General features: G+C 40.0%; 21 protein-coding genes. 11 read left to right on the top strand and 10 right to left on the bottom strand.

The features are described from left to right. Positions 1 to 32 precede the first annotated feature (32 nt). Genes FTU17_RS09935 through FTU17_RS09925 form a run of 3 tightly spaced genes read right to left on the bottom strand, consistent with a single transcriptional unit; the run spans position 33 to position 1988 of the window. A complete protein-coding gene (locus tag FTU17_RS09935) occupies positions 33 to 641 on the bottom strand; it encodes an OB-fold-containig protein (protein ID WP_168378601.1) in 609 nt (202 codons plus the stop codon). A 16-nt stretch (positions 642 to 657) separates the two neighbouring features. Next, positions 658 to 984: a Rieske (2Fe-2S) protein gene (locus tag FTU17_RS09930; protein WP_180004656.1), complete on the bottom strand. Its 327-nt coding sequence runs from the start codon at positions 982 to 984 to the stop codon at positions 658 to 660. Continuing rightward, positions 984 to 1988 carry an adenosine kinase gene (locus FTU17_RS09925; RefSeq protein ID WP_180004657.1) on the bottom strand — a complete coding sequence of 335 codons (1005 nt, stop codon included), beginning with the start codon at positions 1986 to 1988 and terminating at the stop codon, positions 984 to 986. Before FTU17_RS09925 ends, FTU17_RS09930 begins: the two co-directional genes overlap by 1 nt. Before the next feature lie 277 nt (positions 1989 to 2265). Between FTU17_RS09925 and FTU17_RS09920 the strand changes: the two genes are divergently transcribed. From FTU17_RS09920 to FTU17_RS09905, 4 genes are all read left to right on the top strand, one after another. Beyond that, positions 2266 to 2715: a GNAT family N-acetyltransferase gene (locus FTU17_RS09920; protein ID WP_078188654.1), complete on the top strand. Its 450-nt coding sequence runs from the start codon at positions 2266 to 2268 to the stop codon at positions 2713 to 2715. A 163-nt stretch (positions 2716 to 2878) separates the two neighbouring features. Further along, a complete protein-coding gene (locus FTU17_RS09915; RefSeq protein WP_180135331.1) occupies positions 2879 to 3652 on the top strand; it encodes a hypothetical protein in 774 nt (257 codons plus the stop codon). Positions 3653 to 3793: 141 nt separating this feature from the next. After that, positions 3794 to 6733, top strand: coding sequence for an insulinase family protein (locus FTU17_RS09910; RefSeq protein ID WP_180135320.1), 2940 nt, complete (start codon positions 3794 to 3796; stop codon positions 6731 to 6733). Between the two features lie 18 nt (positions 6734 to 6751). After that, a complete protein-coding gene (locus FTU17_RS09905; RefSeq protein WP_180007814.1) occupies positions 6752 to 7909 on the top strand; it encodes a phospholipase A in 1158 nt (385 codons plus the stop codon). 64 nt (positions 7910 to 7973) lie between these two features. Here the strand turns inward: FTU17_RS09905 and FTU17_RS09900 are convergent, their stop codons facing one another. The 4 genes from FTU17_RS09900 to ilvA all read right to left on the bottom strand — a co-directional run bounded on the left by FTU17_RS09900 (position 7974) and on the right by ilvA (position 12328). Then, entirely contained in the window at positions 7974 to 9311 is a 1338-nt protein-coding gene (locus tag FTU17_RS09900; protein WP_168378596.1) for a TrkH family potassium uptake protein, read from the bottom strand. A gap of 52 nt (positions 9312 to 9363) precedes the next feature. Beyond that, positions 9364 to 10023 carry a TrkA family potassium uptake protein gene (locus tag FTU17_RS09895; RefSeq protein ID WP_168378595.1) on the bottom strand — a complete coding sequence of 220 codons (660 nt, stop codon included), beginning with the start codon at positions 10021 to 10023 and terminating at the stop codon, positions 9364 to 9366. 104 nt (positions 10024 to 10127) lie between these two features. Further along, on the bottom strand, positions 10128 to 10616 hold the full coding sequence (locus tag FTU17_RS09890; protein ID WP_180135317.1) for a hypothetical protein: 489 nt from the start codon (positions 10614 to 10616) through the stop codon (positions 10128 to 10130). Between the two features lie 173 nt (positions 10617 to 10789). Beyond that, positions 10790 to 12328 carry a threonine ammonia-lyase, biosynthetic gene (ilvA, locus tag FTU17_RS09885; RefSeq protein WP_180004662.1) on the bottom strand — a complete coding sequence of 513 codons (1539 nt, stop codon included), beginning with the start codon at positions 12326 to 12328 and terminating at the stop codon, positions 10790 to 10792. Between the two features lie 107 nt (positions 12329 to 12435). Here ilvA and rpiA point away from each other — a divergent pair, with 107 nt between their 5' ends. The 7 genes from rpiA to FTU17_RS09850 all read left to right on the top strand — a co-directional run bounded on the left by rpiA (position 12436) and on the right by FTU17_RS09850 (position 19569). Then, the gene (gene rpiA, locus FTU17_RS09880) at positions 12436 to 13107 is read left to right on the top strand and encodes a ribose-5-phosphate isomerase RpiA (protein WP_078188646.1); all 672 of its coding nucleotides are present in this window, start codon (positions 12436 to 12438) and stop codon (positions 13105 to 13107) included. A 128-nt stretch (positions 13108 to 13235) separates the two neighbouring features. Continuing rightward, positions 13236 to 13913, top strand: a complete 678-nt coding sequence (locus tag FTU17_RS09875) for a SprT family zinc-dependent metalloprotease (RefSeq protein ID WP_180135315.1) — start codon at positions 13236 to 13238, stop codon at positions 13911 to 13913. 629 nt (positions 13914 to 14542) lie between these two features. Beyond that, positions 14543 to 15589, top strand: coding sequence for an N-acetyl-gamma-glutamyl-phosphate reductase (gene argC / locus FTU17_RS09870; RefSeq protein ID WP_180135313.1), 1047 nt, complete (start codon positions 14543 to 14545; stop codon positions 15587 to 15589). Positions 15590 to 15668: 79 nt separating this feature from the next. Next, positions 15669 to 16418: a hypothetical protein gene (locus tag FTU17_RS09865; RefSeq protein WP_180026241.1), complete on the top strand. Its 750-nt coding sequence runs from the start codon at positions 15669 to 15671 to the stop codon at positions 16416 to 16418. Between the two features lie 18 nt (positions 16419 to 16436). Beyond that, complete coding sequence (gene clpS / locus FTU17_RS09860) at positions 16437 to 16850, top strand: ATP-dependent Clp protease adapter ClpS (RefSeq protein WP_078188641.1); 414 nt, start codon at positions 16437 to 16439, stop codon at positions 16848 to 16850. Between the two features lie 12 nt (positions 16851 to 16862). Beyond that, positions 16863 to 19139, top strand: a complete 2277-nt coding sequence (gene clpA, locus FTU17_RS09855; RefSeq protein WP_078188640.1) for an ATP-dependent Clp protease ATP-binding subunit ClpA — start codon at positions 16863 to 16865, stop codon at positions 19137 to 19139. A gap of 76 nt (positions 19140 to 19215) precedes the next feature. After that, positions 19216 to 19569 (top strand): YnfA family protein, encoded by a 354-nt coding sequence (locus FTU17_RS09850; RefSeq protein ID WP_168379812.1) that lies wholly within the window; start codon positions 19216 to 19218, stop codon positions 19567 to 19569. 49 nt (positions 19570 to 19618) lie between these two features. Here FTU17_RS09850 and FTU17_RS09845 read toward each other — a convergent pair whose 3' ends face one another. The 3 genes from FTU17_RS09845 to FTU17_RS09835 all read right to left on the bottom strand — a co-directional run bounded on the left by FTU17_RS09845 (position 19619) and on the right by FTU17_RS09835 (position 21723). Further along, positions 19619 to 20095 (bottom strand): hypothetical protein, encoded by a 477-nt coding sequence (locus FTU17_RS09845; protein ID WP_168379811.1) that lies wholly within the window; start codon positions 20093 to 20095, stop codon positions 19619 to 19621. A 91-nt stretch (positions 20096 to 20186) separates the two neighbouring features. Continuing rightward, positions 20187 to 21107, bottom strand: a complete 921-nt coding sequence (gene argF, locus FTU17_RS09840) for an ornithine carbamoyltransferase (RefSeq protein WP_078193464.1) — start codon at positions 21105 to 21107, stop codon at positions 20187 to 20189. 112 nt (positions 21108 to 21219) lie between these two features. Continuing rightward, positions 21220 to 21723, bottom strand: coding sequence for a TetR/AcrR family transcriptional regulator C-terminal domain-containing protein (locus FTU17_RS09835; protein ID WP_180135311.1), 504 nt, complete (start codon positions 21721 to 21723; stop codon positions 21220 to 21222). Between the last annotated feature and the right edge of the window lie 97 nt (positions 21724 to 21820).

The raw sequence follows: 21820 nt of genomic DNA, 5'->3' as shown, positions 1-21820 counted from the left end.
TTTATGATTTGAAAAATGATAACAATGTGACGCTAAGATGGATTAAATAAACGGTTCGACACACTGATTTTTTTGCCAATATAGTGTGATTTTTTTTGACGAATCAAAATGATTTTTGACTGAAATTCTAACTCACCAAACTCTGGTTCAACTTGCACATAATGTAGTTGACCAAACTCATCACGCACACGCGCTTGAGCCGAAAAGCCGGGACGGGCATTTCCACTTGAAATGGTTGCTAGACGACCCAGTAGGTTAACGGTTTGTTTTTTATATTTGGGCGGTACAACCTGATCCAAACAATGAATCATAAATACCGTAAAGAATATGGCAATAATCAACGCAGGTAAAATAAGATAATAAGCGGGAACGAATTGACCTTCTTTAGCGTGAATACAGAACTGAAGTACATAGCCTGCAAAGCTAAAATTCATCAGTAGAAAGAACAAAATCAGAGTCTTGGAAAATTTGACATTCAATAATGCCAATTCTTGTATGCGCTGTGGGGCAATTCTTTTCAAAACTTGGCTAGGACTAATATTGATGTAATAGCCAATGGTTTCAACCATGCCCAATAACAGTACGGCCAATAAACTTAAATGAAAGGGTATTAAGTTATAGTCTGTTAAAAATGCGGACATGGTTGTATTCCAGTGTTTATTCTTCTGTGAGGTAGATTCCACCGTCAGAATGCACGTTAATGTTCACTTTTTCAAGGGCTTGACCTTGGCATGGGCCAGAAATACATTCCCCAGAGTCGACCATAAACAGTGCGCCGTGTGTTGAGCACTCAATAAACTCTTGGTCACGATCTAGAAACTGATTTTCAAGAAACTCAAGTTCCACGTGCAAGTGTGGGCAGTTATTTTGATAAGCGTAAAACATGCCATCACGTTGGGTGATAAAAATCGTTTCACCTTCAGGCGTTTCGAATGATCGTGCTTCACGTTCAGGCACATCATCCGTCATGCAAATTTTAAACATTAAGCACATTCCTTCTGAAATGATTGTAAAAGCTGAGCATAGTCTTCAACTGCTAGGCGTGGACCAAACTGAGCCACAACTTCACTTGAGATCAAGATGGCAAGTTCAGCAGCCGTTTGATAGTCATGACCTGCATTGAGTGCATATAGGAAAGCACCAGCAAAAGCATCACCAGCACCATTGGTATCTACTGCGGTAACTTTACGACCTGGCACGGTAAATGTTGCGGCTTCATTATGAATTAAGGCACCTTTGGCACTTAATGTAATGACAATGTGTTTGCTTAGTGATTGCAATTTCGTAAGTGCAGCATCTAAATGATCTGTTTCTGTATACATCAGTGCTTCTTGTTCATTACAGAACAATAAGTCCACGCCATCATCGAGTAATTCATCTAGACCTTGACGTGCATATTGCACCATTGCTGGATCAGATAAGGTCAATGCAATTTGTACACCATTGGCTTTGGCGATTTGGCGTGCTTGTTTTACCGCAAGGCGTGCGCTGTCTGATGTTGAAAGATAACCTTCGATATATAACCATTTCGCAGTATTTAAGCTGCCAAAATCAATTTGGCTATCAGTCAATTCCGCAGTAATACCGAGGTAAGTATGCATCGTACGTTCAGAATCAGGGCTGACCAATACCATACATGTGCCAGTTACACCTTCACTGATTGATTGAGTTGCAGTTTGGATGCCAGCGTCGTTTAAACCATTTAGGTAAATTTGACCTAAGTCATCATTGCCGACACGACAACCATAAAATGCAGTTCCGCCTAAAGCACTAAAAGCAACCGTTGTATTTGCTGCAGAACCACCAGAAGCTTGACCTTTATATTCTTGAGTGGCTTTTAGATTGTTATAAAGGGCTGCTTGAGTATCGCCATCTGTCAGTTGCATCGTACCTTTTTGCAGATTGTGTTGAATTAGGAATTCGTCAGAGACTTTAAATTCTTGGTCAATAAGTGCATTACCAATTGCAAAAAGGTCAACAGTTGCCATGTTGTATGTTCACATCAAAAAAATGAAAGTGCTAAGTTTACACGAATGCTCAGGATTGCTGTAGTTTGTTGAAAAAAATTCAATTAAAGGACAAGTGTGTATAAAAATCGGGCAAATCCATTATATTTTTACATTTTTTTTGAATTAGTTGCCGTTTTAATCAGCTTTGCTATTGTGCAAATCGAAAAATTTTACTTTTATAGAGCTATAGGGTGTTCAGACTGAATCAAGATGATTTGGTCATCATAAATAGATAACAGATTAAAAGTGTGAATATATGGAAATTACGATTCGTCCAGCAGAGCAACTTCCTGCTCAAATCGAAAATATTGCTGCTTTGGCGCAGCATGAAGGCTATACATTTATACACCGTTTAATTGAAGAATATCAAAGTGGTAAAAATCGTTTTGACCAAACGGGTGAGCAATTATTGCTTGCTTATGATGGCGATAAATTAATTGCTTGTGGCGGTTTAAATCAGCAATGGGGTGATACTGGTGTAGAAGAACGGATTGGACGAGTTCGCCGTTTCTATGTGCATCCGCAGTATCGTCAGCATGGCGTGGGTAAGCAGCTATTGGTGGAATTGGAAAAGGGTGCAAAAAAACACTTTTCTGCACTGTGCTTAAATACTGAGCTTAAAAATGCTGCAAAATTCTATCAAAAACAGAATTATGTCTATGTCGAAAGTCATCCAAATTATAATTATTTTAAATATCTAGTTTAGTTTTAAATCCACAAATAGACAGTAAATACTGTAAATGAAGCATCCGATATCGGGTGCTTTTTTTCTTGTGACAATTCTAAAAAAAGAGTGCCTTATTTTAAGCAAAAATTCATTTCAGTTATCGAAGATATAAGCATCAAAATAACTGCATTGAGTGATGAATATGCATATGCAAGTGCATGAACTACAAGACTACGTTAAAAAAGTCCCCCAGATTACCGCGCTGTTTTGGTTGACCAAAATTTTTGCGACCACCTTTGGTGAAACCAGTGGTGATGCACTGTCCATGTCCTTAAATTTGGGCTATTTACTCAGTACCTTTATTTTCGCAGGCATATTTATCAGTCTGCTGTATTTTCAAATACAGTCCAAAGCCTATAAACCTTATTTATATTGGGCCACGATTATTGCCAGTACTACGGTCGGTACGACTTTAGCGGATTTTGTAGATCGTTCTTTAGGGATTGGCTACTTGGGTGGTAGTTTTCTGTTACTCAGTTTGGTGCTCGTATCGCTTTTTAGTTGGTATCGAGTCGAAGGCTCGATCAATCCAAGCGTGGTGAATTTGCCGCGAACACAGATCTTTTATTGGTTGACGATTACATTTTCTCAAACGCTAGGTACAGCTTTGGGGGACTGGACTTCCGATAGTGCAGGATTAGGCTATAGCGGTGGTATATGGCTATTTGGTGGTCTAATCGTATTGATGGCGTTGTTGTATTTTTTTAGTCGGGTCTCAAAGACGATTTTATTTTGGGCTACTTTTGTTTTGACACGTCCATTGGGCGCAGTTGTCGGCGATTTTTTAGATAAGCCCATCAGTTCAGGTGGATTGGATTTAAGTCGCTTTATGGCTTCTTTTGTATTGTTATTGGCGATTGTGATTTGCGTCTATTGGTCAACACGAAATGATAGGCAATCCATAAAATCTGTCTAAATGTTTTAGTGCGAAAACAAGTGATTTTTAAAATTAAAGTTCAAGTTGATTAAAACAGTTGGAAATGTCGTTTCGGTGAATCTAGTTGTGATTTTTTAAGGTATACTTTGCCTAATTTAAATGAATAGATTAGGAGCACACATGACTGTAGATGTCACTGAAACCATTTCTCAAACTGTACATCCCGCGTTTCAGTTGATTCGTCAACATCATGTTGAAGCTTTAGACATTTTAGTGTCTGAATATAAACACAAAGTGACTGGCGCGGTGCATTATCACTTAGCCACAAACCATGATGAAAATGTATTTTTAGTTGCCTTCCGTACGCAGCCGATGGATTCAAAAGGTGAGGCGCATATTCTTGAGCATACAGCACTGTGTGGCTCAGAAAAGTTCCCTGTACGTGACCCATTCTTTTTAATGATTCGCCGTTCACTCAATACGTTTATGAATGCGTTTACCGCAGCGGATTGGACGGCATATCCATTTGCAACGCAAAACAAAAAAGATTTCCAAAACTTGTTAGAAGTTTATATGGATGCTGCTTTTGCTGCGAATTTGAACCCGCTTGATTTTGCGCAAGAAGGGATTCGTATTGAGCTAGAAAATGGAGAAGCTGTATATAAAGGCGTGGTATTTAATGAAATGAAAGGTGCCATGAGTTCACCTTCAGATCAGTTGTATCACCAACTTGCCCATCATTTATTCCCAGAAACGACATATCATTACAACTCAGGTGGTGATCCTAAAGACATTCCTGACTTAAGCTATGAAGAGTTGGTCAGTTTCTACAAATCACATTATCACCCAAGTAATGCGGTGTTTATGACCTTTGGTAATGAGCCTGCATATAATTTACAAGAACAGTTTGAAACGCTTGCTTTGTCAAAATTTGAAAAAGGTCAAACGTTGTATTCAAAACCTGAGCGTCGTTTAACTGCGCCTGTAACGGTAACCGAAACATATGCAGTTGATGCTGAAGACCTTAAAGACAAAACCTATCATGTACTTTCTTGGTTATTGCCAGAAGCAAGTAATATCAAATTACGTTTAGGTATGCGTTTGGTTGAGGGTGTATTGCTTGAAGATTCTGCTTCACCTTTACGTCATTACTTAGAAACCTGTGGTTATGCGCAGTCTACTGGTCCATTTATGGGCGTAGATGACTCAAACTATGAAATGACGTTCTACTGTGCAATTCAAGGTTCCAACCCTGAGCATGCAGAACAATTTAAAAATGGCGTGTTTAAAGTATTAGAAGACGTTGCGGCTAAGCCTGTTGATCCGGCTTTAGTTGAGGCGATTTTACATCAGATTGAATTGCATCAGCGTGAAATCAATGGTGATGGTACACCATATGGCCTAAGCTTAATTCTGAATGGTTTAAGCAGTGCGATTCACCATTCAGACCCTGTAGATGTTTGGGATGTGGATACGGCCATTGAACAAGTGAAGGAAGAGTTGAAAGACCCAATGTGGTTATCTAACTTAATCAAAACCTACTTGCTTGATAATCAACATCGTGTGCAATTAACTTTGGTTCCAGATGCTGAAAAAAATGCGTTGGAAGCGGCAGCAGAAAAAGCACGTTTAAAAGAAATTGATGCGAACTTAACTGAAGCGCAAAAAGCAGAGATTATTGCGCAGACTGAAGCACTGAACATTCGTCAAGATACCCCAGATGATTTGAACCTATTGCCTAAAGTAGGTTTAGAAGACGTTCCTGCACAATTACAGATTGTACAAGGTCAATTACGCGAAATTATCAGTAATGGCTTGGATACGCCGTTAAATCTTTACCACGCAGGCACCAATGGTCTTTACTACCAACAAGTTTTGATTCAGATTCCTGATGAAGTGGTGCAATCGCCGTATTTCAATCTCTTATCGATTTTGATGGGTGAAGTTGGTGCAGGTGAATACGATTACTTAGAGCTACAACAGTTGCAAACAGCTGTGAGTGGCGGTTTAGGTATGGGGGCATCGCTGCGTTCAAAAGTGGATGATAAAGGTCAAATTAGTGCTTGGCTAACGTTGACCACTAAATCATTGGTGAATAATCTTGAAGCCATTCGCTTATTGAAATTGGCTTTTGAACAGCTACGTTTTGATGAAAAAAATCGTATCGTAGAGTTATTGCAACAACGTAAAGCACGTTGGCAGTCACGTGTATCTGGTTCTGGTCATAGTTATGCAATGCAAATTGCAGGTCGTCAACATAGTGCATTGGCGCTACGTGATTATCATAATACAGGCCTAGGCGCGCTGAACTGGCTGTCAGAACTTGTCAGCAAAATTGAGCAAGACGACACGGCTTATAATGCCTTGATTGATGAGCTTAAGTTAATTCACAACCGTTTGCTTAAAGCACCAAAACAATTCTTGGTGGTGTGTGAGGAGCATCATTCAGACCGATTGGTTGAAGAAGTTCAAACCATTTGGGATAAAGTGGCGATTGATGATAACCCACATGCTTTAACTCAAGTGAATTTTGCAGATAGCAACAATGACGAAGCTTGGCTCATTCAAGCCAATGTTCAGTTCTGCGCTTCAGCATATCCTGCGGTGGAAGTGTCACATCCAGATGCAGCACCTTTAATGATTTTGGCGGCTTATCTACGTAATGGCTTCTTGCATAGCGCGATTCGTGAAAAAGGTGGTGCTTATGGTGGCGGAGCAAGCTATGACGGCAATGCATGTTCATTCCGTTTCTATAGCTACCGTGACCCACGTTTAGCTGAAACGTTTAAAGATTTTGACGCAAGTGTGCAGTGGCTACTGAATGCTGAACAACAACCTCATCAGCTAGAAGAAGCGATTTTGGGTCTAATTGCCAGCATGGATAAACCGGGTTCACCAGCGGGTGAAGCCATTACAGCTTGTTATGCTTTATTGCATAAACGCACGCCAGCTTTCCGTCAAATGTTACGTGAACGTCTGTTGAATGTGACTTTGGATGATCTAAAACGTGTTGCTGTGGCGTACTTGGTTGAACAACAACCGACAAAAGCTGTGGTTGCACCGGTGGCGAAGCGAGAGGCTTTGGTTGAGCTTGGTTTCGAAATAAAACAAGTGAATTAAAACAAAAAAGGGGTTTTTATGGCGTTCAAATCTCTTGAGCGTACGACATTGCAACTGAGCCTCATTGCGCTCAGTTCAATGTATGTCAGTACTGTAAATGCACAAAATGCGGAAGTGGCTGTTAAACCAGCTACCGCTGAAGCATGTGTGGCACTTGAGTCAAATGCAGAGCGATTATCGTGTTATGACGCTTTGTTTAAAGTGCAACCTGCTGAAAAAGAAATGTTGGTTTCTGAGCGTCAAGCCGCACAAGAAATTAAACCTGAACCGACTGAAAAGTTGACATTCAAAGAAAAAGTCAGTCATGCGTTTACGGACCGTTTATTCGCTGTAGAAGCACCGAACCTTAATCCAAACCTTTCATTATTGGATAGTCGTTGGGAGCTTTCTCCAGAAAGTAAATTAGGGACGTGGAATATTCGTGGCTATCAACCTGTGTATTTAATGCCGGGATACTGGACTTCAGATAAAAATGAACGTCCATCAAGCCCGAATGAAAACAACACGGTACAAGCCGATCAGGAACAAAACCTGAAATCGATGGAAGCCAAGTTCCAATTGTCATTAAAAACCAAAGCTGTTGAAAACTTATTTGGTGATAATGGTGATATCTGGTTGGGCTATACCCAGTCTTCTCGTTGGCAAGTCTACAACGAAGATGAATCTCGACCATTCCGTGAAACCAACTATGAGCCTGAAGCCAGTCTGGTTTTTCGTACCAACTATGAACTCTTGGGTTTGAACTGGCGTATGCTGGGCTTAACTTTTAACCATCAGTCTAATGGGCGTTCTGATCCCTTATCGCGGAGTTGGAACCGTGTTATGTTAAATCTAGGATTTGAACGTGACAATTTTGCACTGATGTTACGTCCTTGGTATCGTTTCGAAGAAGATACCAAAGATGATAACAACCCAGATATTACCGATTATGTGGGACGTGGGGATTTAACAGCATTTTATCGTCATAAAGATCATGACTTTAGTTTGATGTTACGTCATTCATTGAAAGGTGGTGATGATTCACATGGTGCTGTGCAGTTCGATTGGACTTTCCCAATCAATGGTAAATTGCGCGGCACAGTTCAATTGTTTGATGGCTATGGTGAAAGCCTGATTGACTATAACCATCGGGCAACCTATGTCGGTGTCGGTGTGTCATTAATGAATTGGTTCTAAAGATTCGCAAATAAAAAAACCACGCTACGGCGTGGTTTTTTATGACTGAGAGAAAATGTATAAATCAACCGATTTGGATCTCAGAAGGCGGGTGTTTTAACCGACTCTTCTTCGGTGTGGCAATCAGATAGGCCAGTGTTAAGGGGCCAAGACGGCCTGCGAACATCAACAACATCAGGGCAACTAAACTAGCAGGTTGTAAGTCGCTGGTGATGCCACGAGATAGACCAACGGTGCAAGCAGCGGATACCGCTTCGAACAACAAATCTAAAAAGCGTTTATCAGGTTCGAGAAGCAATAGACTGAAAAAGCCAATGAAAATCAACGTTACTGTAATGAAAATTACCGCTAATGCTTTAAAGGTGGTTTTTTCTGAAACAGAGTGGTTAAACACACGCAGTTCATCTTCACGTCTTAAAAAACTGACCACACTGAGTACAACAATAATAAACGTCCCGACTTTGATGCCACCAGCTGTACTGAGAGAACCACCTCCAATAAACATCAGTAACATCGTGACGAGTGATGATGCATCGCTCATGCTTTCCATAGGTAAGCTGTTAAAACCCGAAGAGCGCGGAACCGTTGCATGGAACCACGCGTTGAGGGCTTGGTCACCAAGTGACATCGTAGCTAAGGTAGCAGCATTATTGGCTTCTAATAACCAAATGGTGATGAAGGCAAAGACATTTAAACCCGCAATAGTCGATAAAATCAGCTTGCTATTGGTACTGAGTTTTTTCCAACTTTTATTGCGCTTAATGTCCATCAGTACCAAAAAGCCAATACCCCCAATAATGTAAAGCATACTGATGGTAAACGTAATGAAATAACGGTCAGCGAAGCTCATTAAACTATTAGGAAATAATGAAAATCCACCATTATTAAATGCTGAAACACTATAAAAGGCAGCATAAAACAGGGCCTGGTTAAAATTGTATTCTTGCATCCAAGCGATGGTCAAAATAACCGTTCCCACCATTTCAAAAAATAGCGAATAAAGCAGTACGCCTTTAATAGTCATGGTCACTTTGGCAAGGCTGGTTTGTCCAATGGTTTCTTGAGCCATAATTTGTTGTTTTAGCCCAATTTTAGGGGACAAACTCATAGCGGCCAATATCGCAAAGGTCATAAAGCCGAGACCGCCGCATTGTAGTAAACCCATAATCACGACTTTACCAAACACAGTATAGGCTTCGCCGACATTTACAACCGAAAGTCCTGTAATGGTTACGGCTGAGGTCGCTGTAAAGAGGGCATTGATCCAACTTAAATCGCCATGATGTGAATAAGGGAGTTTTAACAGCAAGGTGCCAATGATAATGAGCCCAAGAAAACCCAATGCCAAAATACTGGGTGGGCTGAGATTAATGGTATTACGCTGTTTATTGTGAAGTTTCATGTTTTTTTACTGTCATCTTGCGTGATTATGTGCAAAAGGAGCTCGACGCTGATTACAAAGTTGCTTTAAAGTGTTTAGCCAGTCGACGTAAATGTTCGAGTAAACCTTCAACCACTAAAATATCGCCTGTTTGTAAAATCAGGTTCGGATCTAAACTATATTGAAGCTCGGTGCCACGTTTATGCAGAATCGTCTTCACTTCAGGGACATGATCCATTATTTGATTTAAACGCGTGCCTTGTTGTGACTCTTTAATTTCAACTTTCACCAAATAATGGTCATCTTCGAGCACCATGTAGCGGCTCACCATCGGATAACTCAGTGACTGAGCAACACGGACACCCATATCTTCTTCAGGATGGATGATTTTGCTGATGCCTAAATGGGTTAAAATCATGTGATGCGCTTTGGACTTGGCTTTGGCCCAAATTTTGTTGATCCCCATGTTTTTAAGATGGAGCACACATAAGATGCTGGCTTCAATATCTTCACCAATTGCGACAACGACGGCTTCACAATTTTGAATATTGAGTTCATGTAAAACGTGCTCATCTGTTGCGTCAGCAATCACTGCATGGGTCAGTTGGTCCGAAATACTTTCAACAAACTTTTTGTTGCTATCGATTCCAATGACATCGTGTTTTAAACCCATGAGTTCAGTGGCTACAGTTGCGCCAAAACTTCCTAAGCCAATCACAGCGAATTGAGCCATGCCGTATTCCTAAATTATTCTAAAGTTATTGAATATGTTGATGTTAGCTTGTTCAGCCTAGAGCGGCTATGGAAATTTACATAATCCATCTAAACCGAAAAGCTCTAATTTTTAATTTCTTCAGCATTTTGATAGGCATAAAGTTCAGTAATATTGGGGCAATTATCCATAACTTGTTGGTATTTAAAAATTTCATAACCTAATTTGTTTTTTAGAATGTATTGAAATTGATGCTGATCTTCTTTAATGACATTAAGAGTGGCTTTACGAACAAGCTCGGAATTGTTCTTTAAACGGTTTAAGCCATCGCATGAAAATTCACGGATAATGGTTTGAACAGATTCGGGAGCGGTTTGATCACTTAGCTCATCAAAGCGAATATATACAATGTAATTTGGATATTGATTCAGCATTTCAGCCTGCGCGGTATAGCCGTAAATATTTTCTAGATTTTGCGTACGTGACTGATTTGGAATTTGTTTCATACTTTGACGAATCTTATCTTCCTCTTGCTTAAGTTGATAAGCCGGATATACATAAAAATATCCACCTAAACCCACAATGACGATCATAAATAAGGCATAAAAATTCAATTTTAAATATCCATTTTGTTTTATTTTCAATGGATTATAGGGTATGGTGAATTTACCAACAATGACAGCGTTGATGAATTAATTTGATGAATTTATTTATTTTGATTCAGGAAATAGTTGATGCAAATAAAAAAGCTGGAACCTAGATCCCAGCTTTCATATAGAAATTTTACTTATTTCAAGAAACGTTGATAACCGAGGTTATTGGTAATCTCAACATATGGATAGGTAATATTTTCCAATGTTTCAATTAAACCATCTGGGTTTTGTTTCGCATCCGTTGCTTCCATACCCACCAATACACGACCTTCAGCAGCACCGTGGTTACGGTAGTGGAATAGGGTGATGTTATGCGTTGGGCCTAGACGTTCTAAGAAAGTCAGTAATGCGCCCGGACGTTCGGGGAATTCCACGCGGAATAGGCGTTCATTTTCGATATCGGCATGACCGCCAATTAAATAACGGATATGGAGTTTAGCCACTTCATCGTCTGAAAGATCGTCTACATCGTATTGGAATTTCAAAGTTTCAAAAATTTCCTGACGTTCTTTTTCGCCATTTTTGAGACTAATACCCACAAACACTTGAGCGGCACTTGAGTAGCTTGCGCGGTAGTTAAACTCAGTGATGTTACGGCCTTGTAGTGCACGGCAGAATTTAAGGAAAGAACCTTTTTCTTCTGGAATGGTCACAGCAAAGATCGCTTCTTTACGTTCACCCAGTTCGGTACGTTCTGCAATGTAGCGCAGACGGTCAAAGTTCATATTGGCGCCGCATACAATTGACACCATATTTTTGCCTTCTAGACCATGCTCAGCAACATACTTCTTAATACCTGCAAGCGCCATTGCACCTGACGGTTCTACAATGCTGCGGCATTCATCAAAGGTATCTTTAATCGCTGCACAGATTTCATCGGTATTTACCAGTACAACTTCACGCTCAACAATTGGGCCTGAGTTATCTGATTTTTGTAGCTGAATCACTTCAAATGGTTTTTCACCAATTTGTGCAACTGCTGTACCGTCGGCAAATAAACCTACAGATGGAAGAATGACACGTTCATTAGCTTCAAAGGCTGCTTTTAAACATGCTGATTCGTCATATTCAACAGGAATGACTTTAACATGCGGTGCCACATCACCTAAGTAAGCAGCTACACCGGCAATGAGACCACCACCGCCCACAGCAACAAATACATAGTCTACATCACGCCATTGACGCAAAATTTCGTTGGCAATGGTTCCTTGACCGGCCATAACGAGTTCGTCGTCATAAGGTGGAATAAAGGTCATACCTTCATCTTTTGCACATTGGATTGCGTATTTATTGGCTACGTCAAAAGAATCACCATGCAGAACTACTTCACCGCCTAAGCGTTTAACCGCTTGTACTTTAATGTCTGGTGTGGTTTTAGGCATAACAATAATGGCGCGGATACCTAACTTTTTACCAGATAAAGCCACGCCTTGAGCATGGTTACCTGCAGAAGCAGTAATAACGCCACGTTCCAACTGAGATTTCGGTAATTGACTAATACGGTTGTAGGCACCGCGTAGCTTGAAAGAAAAGACAGGTTGTAAATCTTCGCGTTTAAAGCGAATGTTATTGTTTAGTTTTTCACTAATTCGTGGCGCTGCTTCGAGTGGGGTTTCGATTGCAACGTCATAGACCGTTGCCTGTAATATTTGTCGAACCAAACGAGACAGCATGTTAATTTTCCATCTAACAGTTTAAAATAGGCGTTCATTGTAACAAACACCCGTACATTTGGGCTGTAAAATCAGCAACAAATGTCAAAAAATAGTTGAGCCAAGTTATGAGTCTGTATGCTACCCAAGATGAAAAGAAACAAGCTGCCGCAAAAGCTGCGTTAAAGCATTTGCCAAAGGGCGGTATTTTGGGTGTTGGTACAGGAAGTACTGTGAACTTCCTCATCGAATTATTGCCAGAGCTTCAACTTGAAGCTGCGGTTGCCAGTTCTGAAGCAACTGCACAACGTTTGAAAAAATTAGGCATTGAAGTGGTTGATATGAACCACGTTGGCGGTTTAGATGCCTATGTGGATGGCGCTGATGAAATCGACCGTCATATGCACATGATTAAAGGCGGCGGCGCTGCGTTGACTCGTGAAAAAATCGTGGCGTCTATTGCGAAAAAATTCGTTTGTATCGTAGATGATTCTAAATGGGTTGATCAGTTAGCACGTGAATTTCCGCTTCCTGTAGAAGTGATTCCAATGGCACGTTCTGCTGTGGCACGTAAAATCGTTTCTTTAGGCGGCGATCCTGTGTACCGTGAAGGCGTAGTAACAGATAACGGTAATGTAATTTTAGACGTACACAACTTAAATATCTTAAATGCATTAGAGCTTGAAAAGACATTGAATGACATTCCGGGTGTAGTGTGTAACGGCATCTTTGCATTAAACAAAGCGGATATTGCTGTTGTTGCAACTGATAATGGTATTGAAGAGCGTACTGCGGTTTAATCTGTTCTATTAGAATCCCCCCTAAAGTCCCCCTTTGATAAAGGGGGACTTTTCACCTGAATTTATTTAGGTGATTTTCCCTCCTTTGTAAAAGGAGGGTTAGGGAGGATTTAAAATTAATAAAAAATATGACTCCCAACCTTCCTGAAATTCAAATCACCCGAAAATTACGTGCCACACGCTTAAGGCTGCGTGTAGAACCAACTCAAATTAAATTAACGGTTCCCCAGTTTTGTACACAGCGCCAAGTTCAAGATTTTCTGAAACAATCAGAACAATGGATGATTGAGACATGGCAGAAGCAGCAGGAAAAAGCAGGGCTGCAGGATCGAAGTCTGCCAATAAAATTAAAGTTATTTAATTTAGAACAACCGTTAATGGTTGTTTATCAAACGCAAAAACATTCATTTATCTTGGATGACGAAAGCCATCAACTATTCATCAGTGATCGACAGCCTGAGCAATATTTAAAAAGCTTTGTGATTGCTTATGCCAAAGAGTATTTACCAATTTATTTAAAGCAAGTGAGCAGTGAAACAGGCTTGAAATATGGTGAGTGCTCGATTCGTCAGCCCAAAACGCGCTGGGGAAGCTGTTCAGCGCGCCATGATATTATGCTGAATAGCGCATTGGTGCTGTTTCCAGAGCAAGTTGTACGATATGTGGCTGTACATGAGTTAGCGCATACCAAGCACTTTGACCATAGCCCAAACTTTTGGGCTGAAGTGCAAAAGCATGATATAAATTTTCAGCAGCATCGAAAAATACTAAAAATGACGGCAATGCCTTGGTGGTGGGTGCTCTGAATTAAAGGCACTAAGTTGTAAACACTAAAGCATTTCTTAATATATTATTTCAATTAAATCAAATCCTTCTTGGTATGTAGGCGGTTCTAATGCGTAATAAACATTGGTTAATGCCATCAGATCGACTATTTCATCTGAAGGGCGTTGAGCGTTTCTTTTTATGCATACTTCGAGCGGGATTTGAAACCATACAGCAACGCATTTTTTACCCAATTATTTAGCTTGCTCAATTATCGGTAGACGTTCAGATTGCTTTACTAAAATAGCATCAAAAATAATATTTTCAGGTTCGCGGGATATTTGGTTTTTGGCCCAAGTTGATTTCCCAGCCCCTTGGCATCCGATCAATATATAAATGATTTTAACCTTTGGGTTAGTTTTTAATTCATGCTTAAAAGCGTCAAAACAGCATTGTCATGCTGGAATATTTCTTTCTTTAGTGAAGACACGACCTTGAGCTGTGGATAGGTAATGATCAGGATTTATATGCATGATCTGACTTAATAGGATTCAGAAGATAAGCTAACATTATAAAGTGAAGCTTTATATGTCAAAACAGTTCAGAAAACCGTAACTTCCTGTCATACTACGCAGTCATCAAATGGATACTTTGAATAGAGGTAAAGAGCGTGATTTCAGTAGGTATTGTCGGCGGTACAGGTTACACAGGTGTTGAATTACTGCGTATTTTACTGCGACACCCAAATGCAGAAGTGAAAGTTTTAACTTCGCGTACTGAAAATGGCCGCCGTGTGGATGATATGTTCCCAAGCTTGCGTGCACATACAGACCTTTGCTATTCAGATCTAAATATTGAAGAACTAAAACAATGTGACGTTGTATTCTTTGCGACGCCGCACGGTGTTGCAATGAAACACGCAGAAGAGTTAGTTGCTGCAAATACTAAAGTGATTGACCTTGCTGCTGACTTCCGCTTGCAAGACTTAGCTCAATTTGAGAAATGGTATGGCCTAGACCATGCATGTCCAAAGCTATTAAAAGAGTCAGTTTATGGTTTGTCTGAATTAAACCGTGAAAAAATTCAAAAGGCTTCAGTGATTGGTAACCCAGGTTGTTACCCAACAACTGTTCAGCTCGGTTTAGCGCCAGTATTAAAAGCTGAAGGATTAGTGAAACCTGAAAGCATTATTATTGATGCAAAATCAGGTGTGTCTGGTGCAGGTCGTAAAGCCAGCCTGGGTATGATCTATTCTGAAAATGCAGATAACTTTAAAGCTTATGGTGTAGCGGGTCACCGTCATCATCCTGAAATTGTAGAAGCCTTAGAAAATATTTCAGGTCAAAAAGGTGTGTTTAACGAAATTTTATTCGTACCGCATTTAGTACCGATGATTCGTGGCATGCTCAGCACTATCTATATTGATTTGACAGACGCAGGTGCTTCTGCGGATTTACAAAGCATATATGAACAGTTCTATGCCAATGAGCAGTTTGTAGATGTTATGCCTGCAGGTAGCTCACCTGAAACACGTACTGTGCGTGGTGCGAACCAATTACGTATTGCGATTTGCAAACCTCAACCGAAAAAATTGGTGATTTTGGTGGCTCAAGACAACTTGGTGAAAGGTGCAGCAGGTCAAGCCGTACAAAATATGAACTTGATGTTTAGTTTTGCTGAAAATGCAGGACTTCAAGGCATTGGTTTATTACCATAAGAAACGATTTAAAACTTCACACACATTTAAAACTGGATTTAAATGTGTGCCTTGAGTGAACTAAAAATAAGAGATGACGATGTCGAATACAGAATCTAATTTCAAGTCAGAACCTGAAAACAGTGAAAAAACGCCTTTTATGAAGACGAATATGCCACTGGCGATTGGTGCAGTTGTACTTGCATTGAGCAGCGGTTTGCTCGGATATAGTATCGGTCATCGTCAGGGCTTAACAGTGGTCGGATATGATGCAGATGCAGAGCAACTGGTTGATGTGGTGCAAAAGCAAAAAACTGAATTAGCAGGCCTGAATAAAAGTTTGAATGCGGCAATTCAAGAGCGTGATGTCGCTGTAAGTAATTCAAATGATTTATATTTGGCCGTTAAAAAAGCACGTGATGATCAAGAGTTAACCGGTAATTTGGGTGTTTTGTATCGTGAAGTATTGCGCCAACGTGGGGGTATGCCGCTTGCAGTACAACATTTAGCGATTAAATCGTTACCTGAAAATGCGTATGAATACCAACTTGATCTCGTTCAAGTAAGTCCGTCAAAAAGTAATGTATCTGGAAGTGTTGAGCTGCGTCTAATTAAGGGTACAGAAGTACTTGCAGTGCCTTTAGAAGACAAAAACTTTAACTTTAGCGAAAGTGAGCGACTCACTGGACGTTGGACCATGCCAAAAGGCTTTAGTCCAGACTTTATTGAAGTGCGTTTAACCGGTTCTAAACCCGTTATTCGCCGTTTTAGCTGGTCGAAAGGTCAGCCTGTTGAAAATCAATCTGCCTTCCTTTCAGAAATTCCTCAAACTGAAGCAAGTGCAAACTAAGTGTGAAACCTAAATCCTATGCGAACCAATAAGCGTCAAACGTGTTTATCTGACATTAAAAATTCATTTTACCAATCTGGTTTAGTGGACTGGCATCTAAACCCGACTCTCAGCCAAGGTACGCAGGATGATGGTGATTCAGACATTCAAGTATTGACTGCGCCACCTGAGTTAAAGCGTCCTCCTATGTATGCTGTCGTTTTAATGAACGATGATTACACCCCAATGGACTTTGTAATTGAAATTTTACAACAATACTTTGCTTTGAATCTTGACCAAGCCACTCAAGTAATGCTAACTGTACATTATGAAGGAAAGGGTGTTGCAGGGGTTTATCCGCGAGACATCGCAGAGACTAAAGCAAATCAGGTCAATAATTACGCTCGGTCGCAAAGTCATCCATTACTTTGTCAGATTGAGCCAAAAGATTAATAAGGGGATTACATGCTCAGTCGTCAATTAGAAGTATCACTACGTTTGGCTGTCAGCATGGCTCGTCAAAAGAGACATGAATTTTTGACGGTAGAACATTTATTATTGGCTTTACTGGATAATGATTCCGCTGTTAATGCATTGAAAGCATGTGGCGCAGACATTATTGTGCTTCGCAAAGAACTTGAAGAATACGTAGAACAACATACCCCTAAGCTTGGCGAAAATAGCGATCAAGCACCACATCCTACAGAAAGTTTTGATCGTATTTTGCAGCGTGCAATTTTCCATGTGCAATCGAGTGGAAATGACCGCACTGTAGAAGGTGCAGACATTTTAGTTGCGATGTATTCAGAGCGTGATTCATTTGCGGTGTATTTACTTAAACGCCATCAAATCAACCGTTTGACATTAACGCAGTATTTGTCACATGGCACACGTAAAGATGAAGTCCAAGCCGAAGAAGAAATCGAAGAGCTCGATGGTGAAAGCACCACGTCTTCAAATTCTGGCCCATTAGAGCTATATACGACCAATCTCAATGTTGAAGCTCAAAAAGGCAAAACAGATCCACTGATTGGTCGTGAAAAAGAGATTGAACGTACAGCTCAAATTCTATGCCGTCGCCGTAAAAACAACCCACTTTTGGTGGGTGATCCGGGTGTAGGTAAAACTTCGATTGCTGAAGGTTTGGCTTGGCTCATTGTAAATGGCAAAGCACCTAAACCGCTTGAAAATGCAGAAGTATTTAGTTTAGACATTGGTGCTTTAGTTGCAGGAACTAAATACCGTGGTGATTTTGAAAAGCGTTTAAAACAACTGCTAAATGCCTTGAAGAAAAAGCCCGAAGCTATTTTATTTATTGATGAAATTCACATGATCATCGGTGCAGGCTCAAGTATGGGCAGCACGATGGATGCATCGAACCTCATCAAGCCAGCTTTGGCGAATGGTACTTTGCGTTGTATCGGTTCAACGACTTTCCAAGAATACCGCCAAGTCTTTGAAAAAGATCATGCATTATCACGTCGCTTCCAAAAAATTGATGTCAATGAGCCATCTATTTCAGAAACGATTGATATTCTTCGCGGTTTAAAAGGCAAATTTGAAGAATTCCATCATGTGAAATACGAAGATCAAGCGTTGGTTTCTGCGGTTGAGCTTTCAGCGAAATTTATCAATGATCGTTTCTTGCCTGATAAAGCCATTGATGTGATTGATGAAGCTGGTGCGCAGCGTCGTTTAAAAGCTGAGCAAGATGATACGGTCATTTCAGTTGAAAACATTGAAGATATCGTATCGAAAATTGCCCGTATTCCGCCGAAAACAGTCTCTAAAGATGACAAGAGCGTTCTTGAAAATCTTGAGCGTGATCTGAAACGTGTGGTGTTCGGTCAGGATGAAGCGATTGAAGCGCTTGCATCTGCGATTAAATTATCTCGTGCAGGTCTTAAAGCACCAGATAAGCCAGTGGGTAATTTTGTCTTTGCGGGTCCTACAGGTGTGGGTAAAACTGAAGTCACTAAGCAATTGGCGAAATTATTAGGCGTCGAGCTTGTACGTTTTGATATGTCGGAATACATGGAGCGTCATGCAGTATCTCGTTTGATTGGTGCGCCTCCGGGTTATGTCGGTTTTGATCAAGGTGGTTTGCTGACTGACGCGATTCATAAAAATCCGCATTGCGTACTTTTACTAGACGAAATTGAGAAAGCACATCCGGATGTTTTTAATTTGTTACTGCAAATTATGGATCATGGTTCATTAACAGATAATAACGGTCGTAAGTCTGACTTCCGTAACGTTGTGTTAGTACTGACTACCAATATTGGTGCAGAATCAATTTCACGTGTGAGCATTGGTTTCATGGACCAAGACAACAGTAATGATAACCAAGACGCGATGAAAAAAGCCTTCTCACCAGAGTTCCGTAACCGTTTAGATGGTGTTATTCAATTTAAAGCATTGCCAACAACGGTCATTGAAAGTGTGGTTGATAAGTTCTTAACAGAGCTTCAGGCACAGTTAGATGATAAGAAAGTGGTTCTTGAGGTTGATCAAGATGCACGCGAATGGATGGCTGAGCAAGGATACGATCGCTTGATGGGCGCTCGTCCAATGCAGCGTTTAATCCAAGAGCATTTGAAAAAACCGCTTGCTGAAATGATTCTGTTTGGTGAGCTTGCGGAACATGGCGGCAATGTTGCTGTTTCAGTGAAGAAAGAAAATGGTAAAGCTGTGGGCTTAAAACTCGAAGTGTTTGAAGACCAAACCGCTGAACCTGCTTAAATAATTTATTTATAAAAAACCCGTGCTTGCACGGGTTTTTTATATTTATTCGACGCTAGATTTGGATTTTTCTATGATGGATTTACCATTAACAAAAGTGCTGACCACATTTGGTTTATTTGCACTAACAGCATTGATGGAAATTTTAGGCTGTCACTTCCCATATTTGATTATAAATCAGCAAAAATCGCAGTGGTTATGGATTCCTACAGCCCTTGCATTGGCTGCATTTGTTTGGTTATTGACGTTGCATCCAGCAGCTTCGGGTCGTATCTATGCAGCCTATGGTGGAATCTACATTTTCTCTGCATTGCTGTGGTTGCGTTTTGTCGATCACGTAACTCTAACGCGATGGGATATGCTAGGTGGCATCATTGTATTGGTGGGTGCAGCTGTGATTGCATTACAGCCTCAAGGTTTAATTCGTTAAGTAATAAACATTGCAGAAGTTAAACCAAGAGCTATAAGAAATCAGATGTTTATTTAAATTTACATTCAGCGTTGTGGATTTTTATTTCGTATTTCTGTTGAGGTGAAGATAAATCCATCTCTAATACATATGGATTTACACGTTGAAATTGATGCTCAAATAGTAATTCACAATTTTGTAAAGAATTTTTTTTGATCAGTTGTTTGACTTGCTGTTGACCCACCGATTCTGCAAATTGTGTAAAGTCAGGTGTGGTGATAATTCCTTCGATTTCTATTTTATCTGCTGAAACTTCCATTTTTTCCATCAACATATTTTGGTCAACTTGAAAAGGAAGAGTACGAGAGTCCTCGTCACTTATGGCAGAAAGTATTTCATCTAATGCAGGTTTATTTTTGATTTGGTATGCAGCATCCAAAATTCCTTTTTTTACGAGGTATTGATCTAACTCAGTTGGAGATGCTGCAAATGTAACGGTGCTTAGGCCCAAAGAGACTAAAATTAAAAAGCTGTTTTGAATGTGCATATTTTAAATCACTTATAAAAGTTATGGTTTTATTAAAGCATGCAAAAACAAAAAAAGCACCCGAAGGTGCTTCATTTATCTAAGTAAAACCTTAGTCTTTTTTAAGATTTTCGTTAATTAAAAATTCAACAAGTGCTTTTTGTGCATGTAAGCGATTTTCAGCTTCATCCCAAACCACTGCATTTTTGTGGTCAAGCATATTTTCAGAAATTTCTTCGCCACGATGCGCAGGCAAGCAGTGCATAAATAAGCAGTCAGCGTGAGCAAGATCCATCAGGCGTTCATTCACTTGATAATCTGCAAACGCTTTTTCACGAATTTTTTGTTCTTCTTCTTGGCCCATACTTGCCCAAACATCTGTCACGATTAAATCTGCATTAACTGCAGCATCTTCTGCAGAATCAACAAGTTCAACACAGTGTGCAAATTCAGATAAAAATTCTGCTTTAGGTTCATAGCCCTTAGGTGCGGCGATTTTTAATTTAAAGCCCCACATATGAGCTGCTTCAATATATGAGTTACACATATTGTTGCCATCACCAATCCAAGCAACCGTTTTACCTTCAATAGAGCCACGGTGTTCAACGAATGTTTGAACATCGGCAAGTAATTGGCAAGGGTGGTGATCATCTGTTAATGCATTGATGACAGGAACTTTTGAATAAGAAGCAAAACGTTCAACAATGTCATGACCAAAAGTACGAATCATCACAATATCAAGCATGCTTGAAATCACACGTGCAGAATCTTCAACTGGCTCGCCACGACCTAATTGAGAGTCGCGAGATGAAAGGAAAATTGCGCTACCACCAAATTGGCTCATTCCTGCTTCAAACGATACACGTGTACGGGTGCTCGATTTCTCAAAAATCATGCCCATGACTTTACCAACGAAAGGTTGGAAAACTTCATTGTTATGCTGTTTGCGCTTGAGTTCGATACCGCGCTGTACAATTTGGTTAAGTTCTAAAGTCGATAAATCGCGTAAAGTTAGAAAGTGACGTAGAGCCATTGTTACTCCACAATAATTGCTGAATCAAAGAACAAAACAACAATTAGTTGTTGGTTGGTTAGAGAAAAAGTAATCGATTAATATACTATAAGAGAGGTAAATTGCAAAAAATCTAGCGCTTTTGGTGACCGTCTAGGAAACGATCAACGCAATAACTGATGTAATTGATGGTTTCTTGATCATTTTCATCAATGGTGATGCCCATGAGAACGCGCCATTCTAAATTACGCAAAATTCCAAAATAAAACTGAGCCGAAAATAGCGGGTTTTCACAATACAGCAAACCGTGTTGATGCGCTTGATTTAAAATTTCTGCAACGGTGTTCTGAATTTGTTTTGGGCCTTGCTCATGAATATAACGTGCTATTTCCGGATTACGTCCAGTTTGTTCTAAGACTAAACGCATAAATGCCGCATTTTCAGGCATCACAATATGCTGATGAAAGTCGCTTAAAGTATTGATGAGATATGCACGAATATCAGTGTCAGGGCTGACCGTAAATGGTAGGCAAATATCTTTGAAAAATAAGCAGCGACGATAGTCACAAATGGCCTTAAATAATCCGTCTTTATTACCAAAATATTTCTCTGTACACGACAAAAATAGATAACTCATTGAAATAATGTCACAATAATTGTTTTCTAACGACGAATACTATGACACATCTCAATGAGTTATATCTTATCTTAAACAAATCTCTAAAATGGAACAA

This window comes from Acinetobacter sp. YH12070 (assembly GCF_013419625.1).
Lineage (GTDB): Bacteria > Pseudomonadota > Gammaproteobacteria > Pseudomonadales > Moraxellaceae > Acinetobacter > Acinetobacter amyesii.
Note: the sequence above shows the minus strand (reverse complement) of the source record. Positions and strands in the feature narration are given on the sequence as shown.

Excerpts from the sequence above, each read along its gene's own strand:
- FTU17_RS09910 (WP_180135320.1), top strand. The coding sequence starts at position 3,794 with ATGACTGTAGATGTCACTGAAACCATTTCTCAAACTGTACATCCCGCG.
- FTU17_RS09895 (WP_168378595.1), bottom strand. The coding sequence starts at position 10,023 with ATGGCTCAATTCGCTGTGATTGGCTTAGGAAGTTTTGGCGCAACTGTA.
- FTU17_RS09865 (WP_180026241.1), top strand. The coding sequence starts at position 15,669 with ATGTCGAATACAGAATCTAATTTCAAGTCAGAACCTGAAAACAGTGAA.
- argF (WP_078193464.1), bottom strand. The coding sequence starts at position 21,107 with ATGGCTCTACGTCACTTTCTAACTTTACGCGATTTATCGACTTTAGAA.
- FTU17_RS09930 (WP_180004656.1), bottom strand. The coding sequence starts at position 984 with ATGTTTAAAATTTGCATGACGGATGATGTGCCTGAACGTGAAGCACGA.
- rpiA (WP_078188646.1), top strand. The coding sequence starts at position 12,436 with ATGAGTCTGTATGCTACCCAAGATGAAAAGAAACAAGCTGCCGCAAAA.
- ilvA (WP_180004662.1), bottom strand. The coding sequence starts at position 12,328 with ATGCTGTCTCGTTTGGTTCGACAAATATTACAGGCAACGGTCTATGAC.
- FTU17_RS09900 (WP_168378596.1), bottom strand. The coding sequence starts at position 9,311 with ATGAAACTTCACAATAAACAGCGTAATACCATTAATCTCAGCCCACCC.
- FTU17_RS09925 (WP_180004657.1), bottom strand. The coding sequence starts at position 1,988 with ATGGCAACTGTTGACCTTTTTGCAATTGGTAATGCACTTATTGACCAA.
- FTU17_RS09905 (WP_180007814.1), top strand. The coding sequence starts at position 6,752 with ATGGCGTTCAAATCTCTTGAGCGTACGACATTGCAACTGAGCCTCATT.
- FTU17_RS09835 (WP_180135311.1), bottom strand. The coding sequence starts at position 21,723 with ATGAGTTATCTATTTTTGTCGTGTACAGAGAAATATTTTGGTAATAAA.
- FTU17_RS09915 (WP_180135331.1), top strand. The coding sequence starts at position 2,879 with ATGCATATGCAAGTGCATGAACTACAAGACTACGTTAAAAAAGTCCCC.
- FTU17_RS09875 (WP_180135315.1), top strand. The coding sequence starts at position 13,236 with ATGACTCCCAACCTTCCTGAAATTCAAATCACCCGAAAATTACGTGCC.
- FTU17_RS09920 (WP_078188654.1), top strand. The coding sequence starts at position 2,266 with ATGGAAATTACGATTCGTCCAGCAGAGCAACTTCCTGCTCAAATCGAA.
- FTU17_RS09850 (WP_168379812.1), top strand. The coding sequence starts at position 19,216 with ATGGATTTACCATTAACAAAAGTGCTGACCACATTTGGTTTATTTGCA.
- FTU17_RS09935 (WP_168378601.1), bottom strand. The coding sequence starts at position 641 with ATGTCCGCATTTTTAACAGACTATAACTTAATACCCTTTCATTTAAGT.
- clpA (WP_078188640.1), top strand. The coding sequence starts at position 16,863 with ATGCTCAGTCGTCAATTAGAAGTATCACTACGTTTGGCTGTCAGCATG.
- clpS (WP_078188641.1), top strand. The coding sequence starts at position 16,437 with ATGCGAACCAATAAGCGTCAAACGTGTTTATCTGACATTAAAAATTCA.
- FTU17_RS09845 (WP_168379811.1), bottom strand. The coding sequence starts at position 20,095 with ATGCACATTCAAAACAGCTTTTTAATTTTAGTCTCTTTGGGCCTAAGC.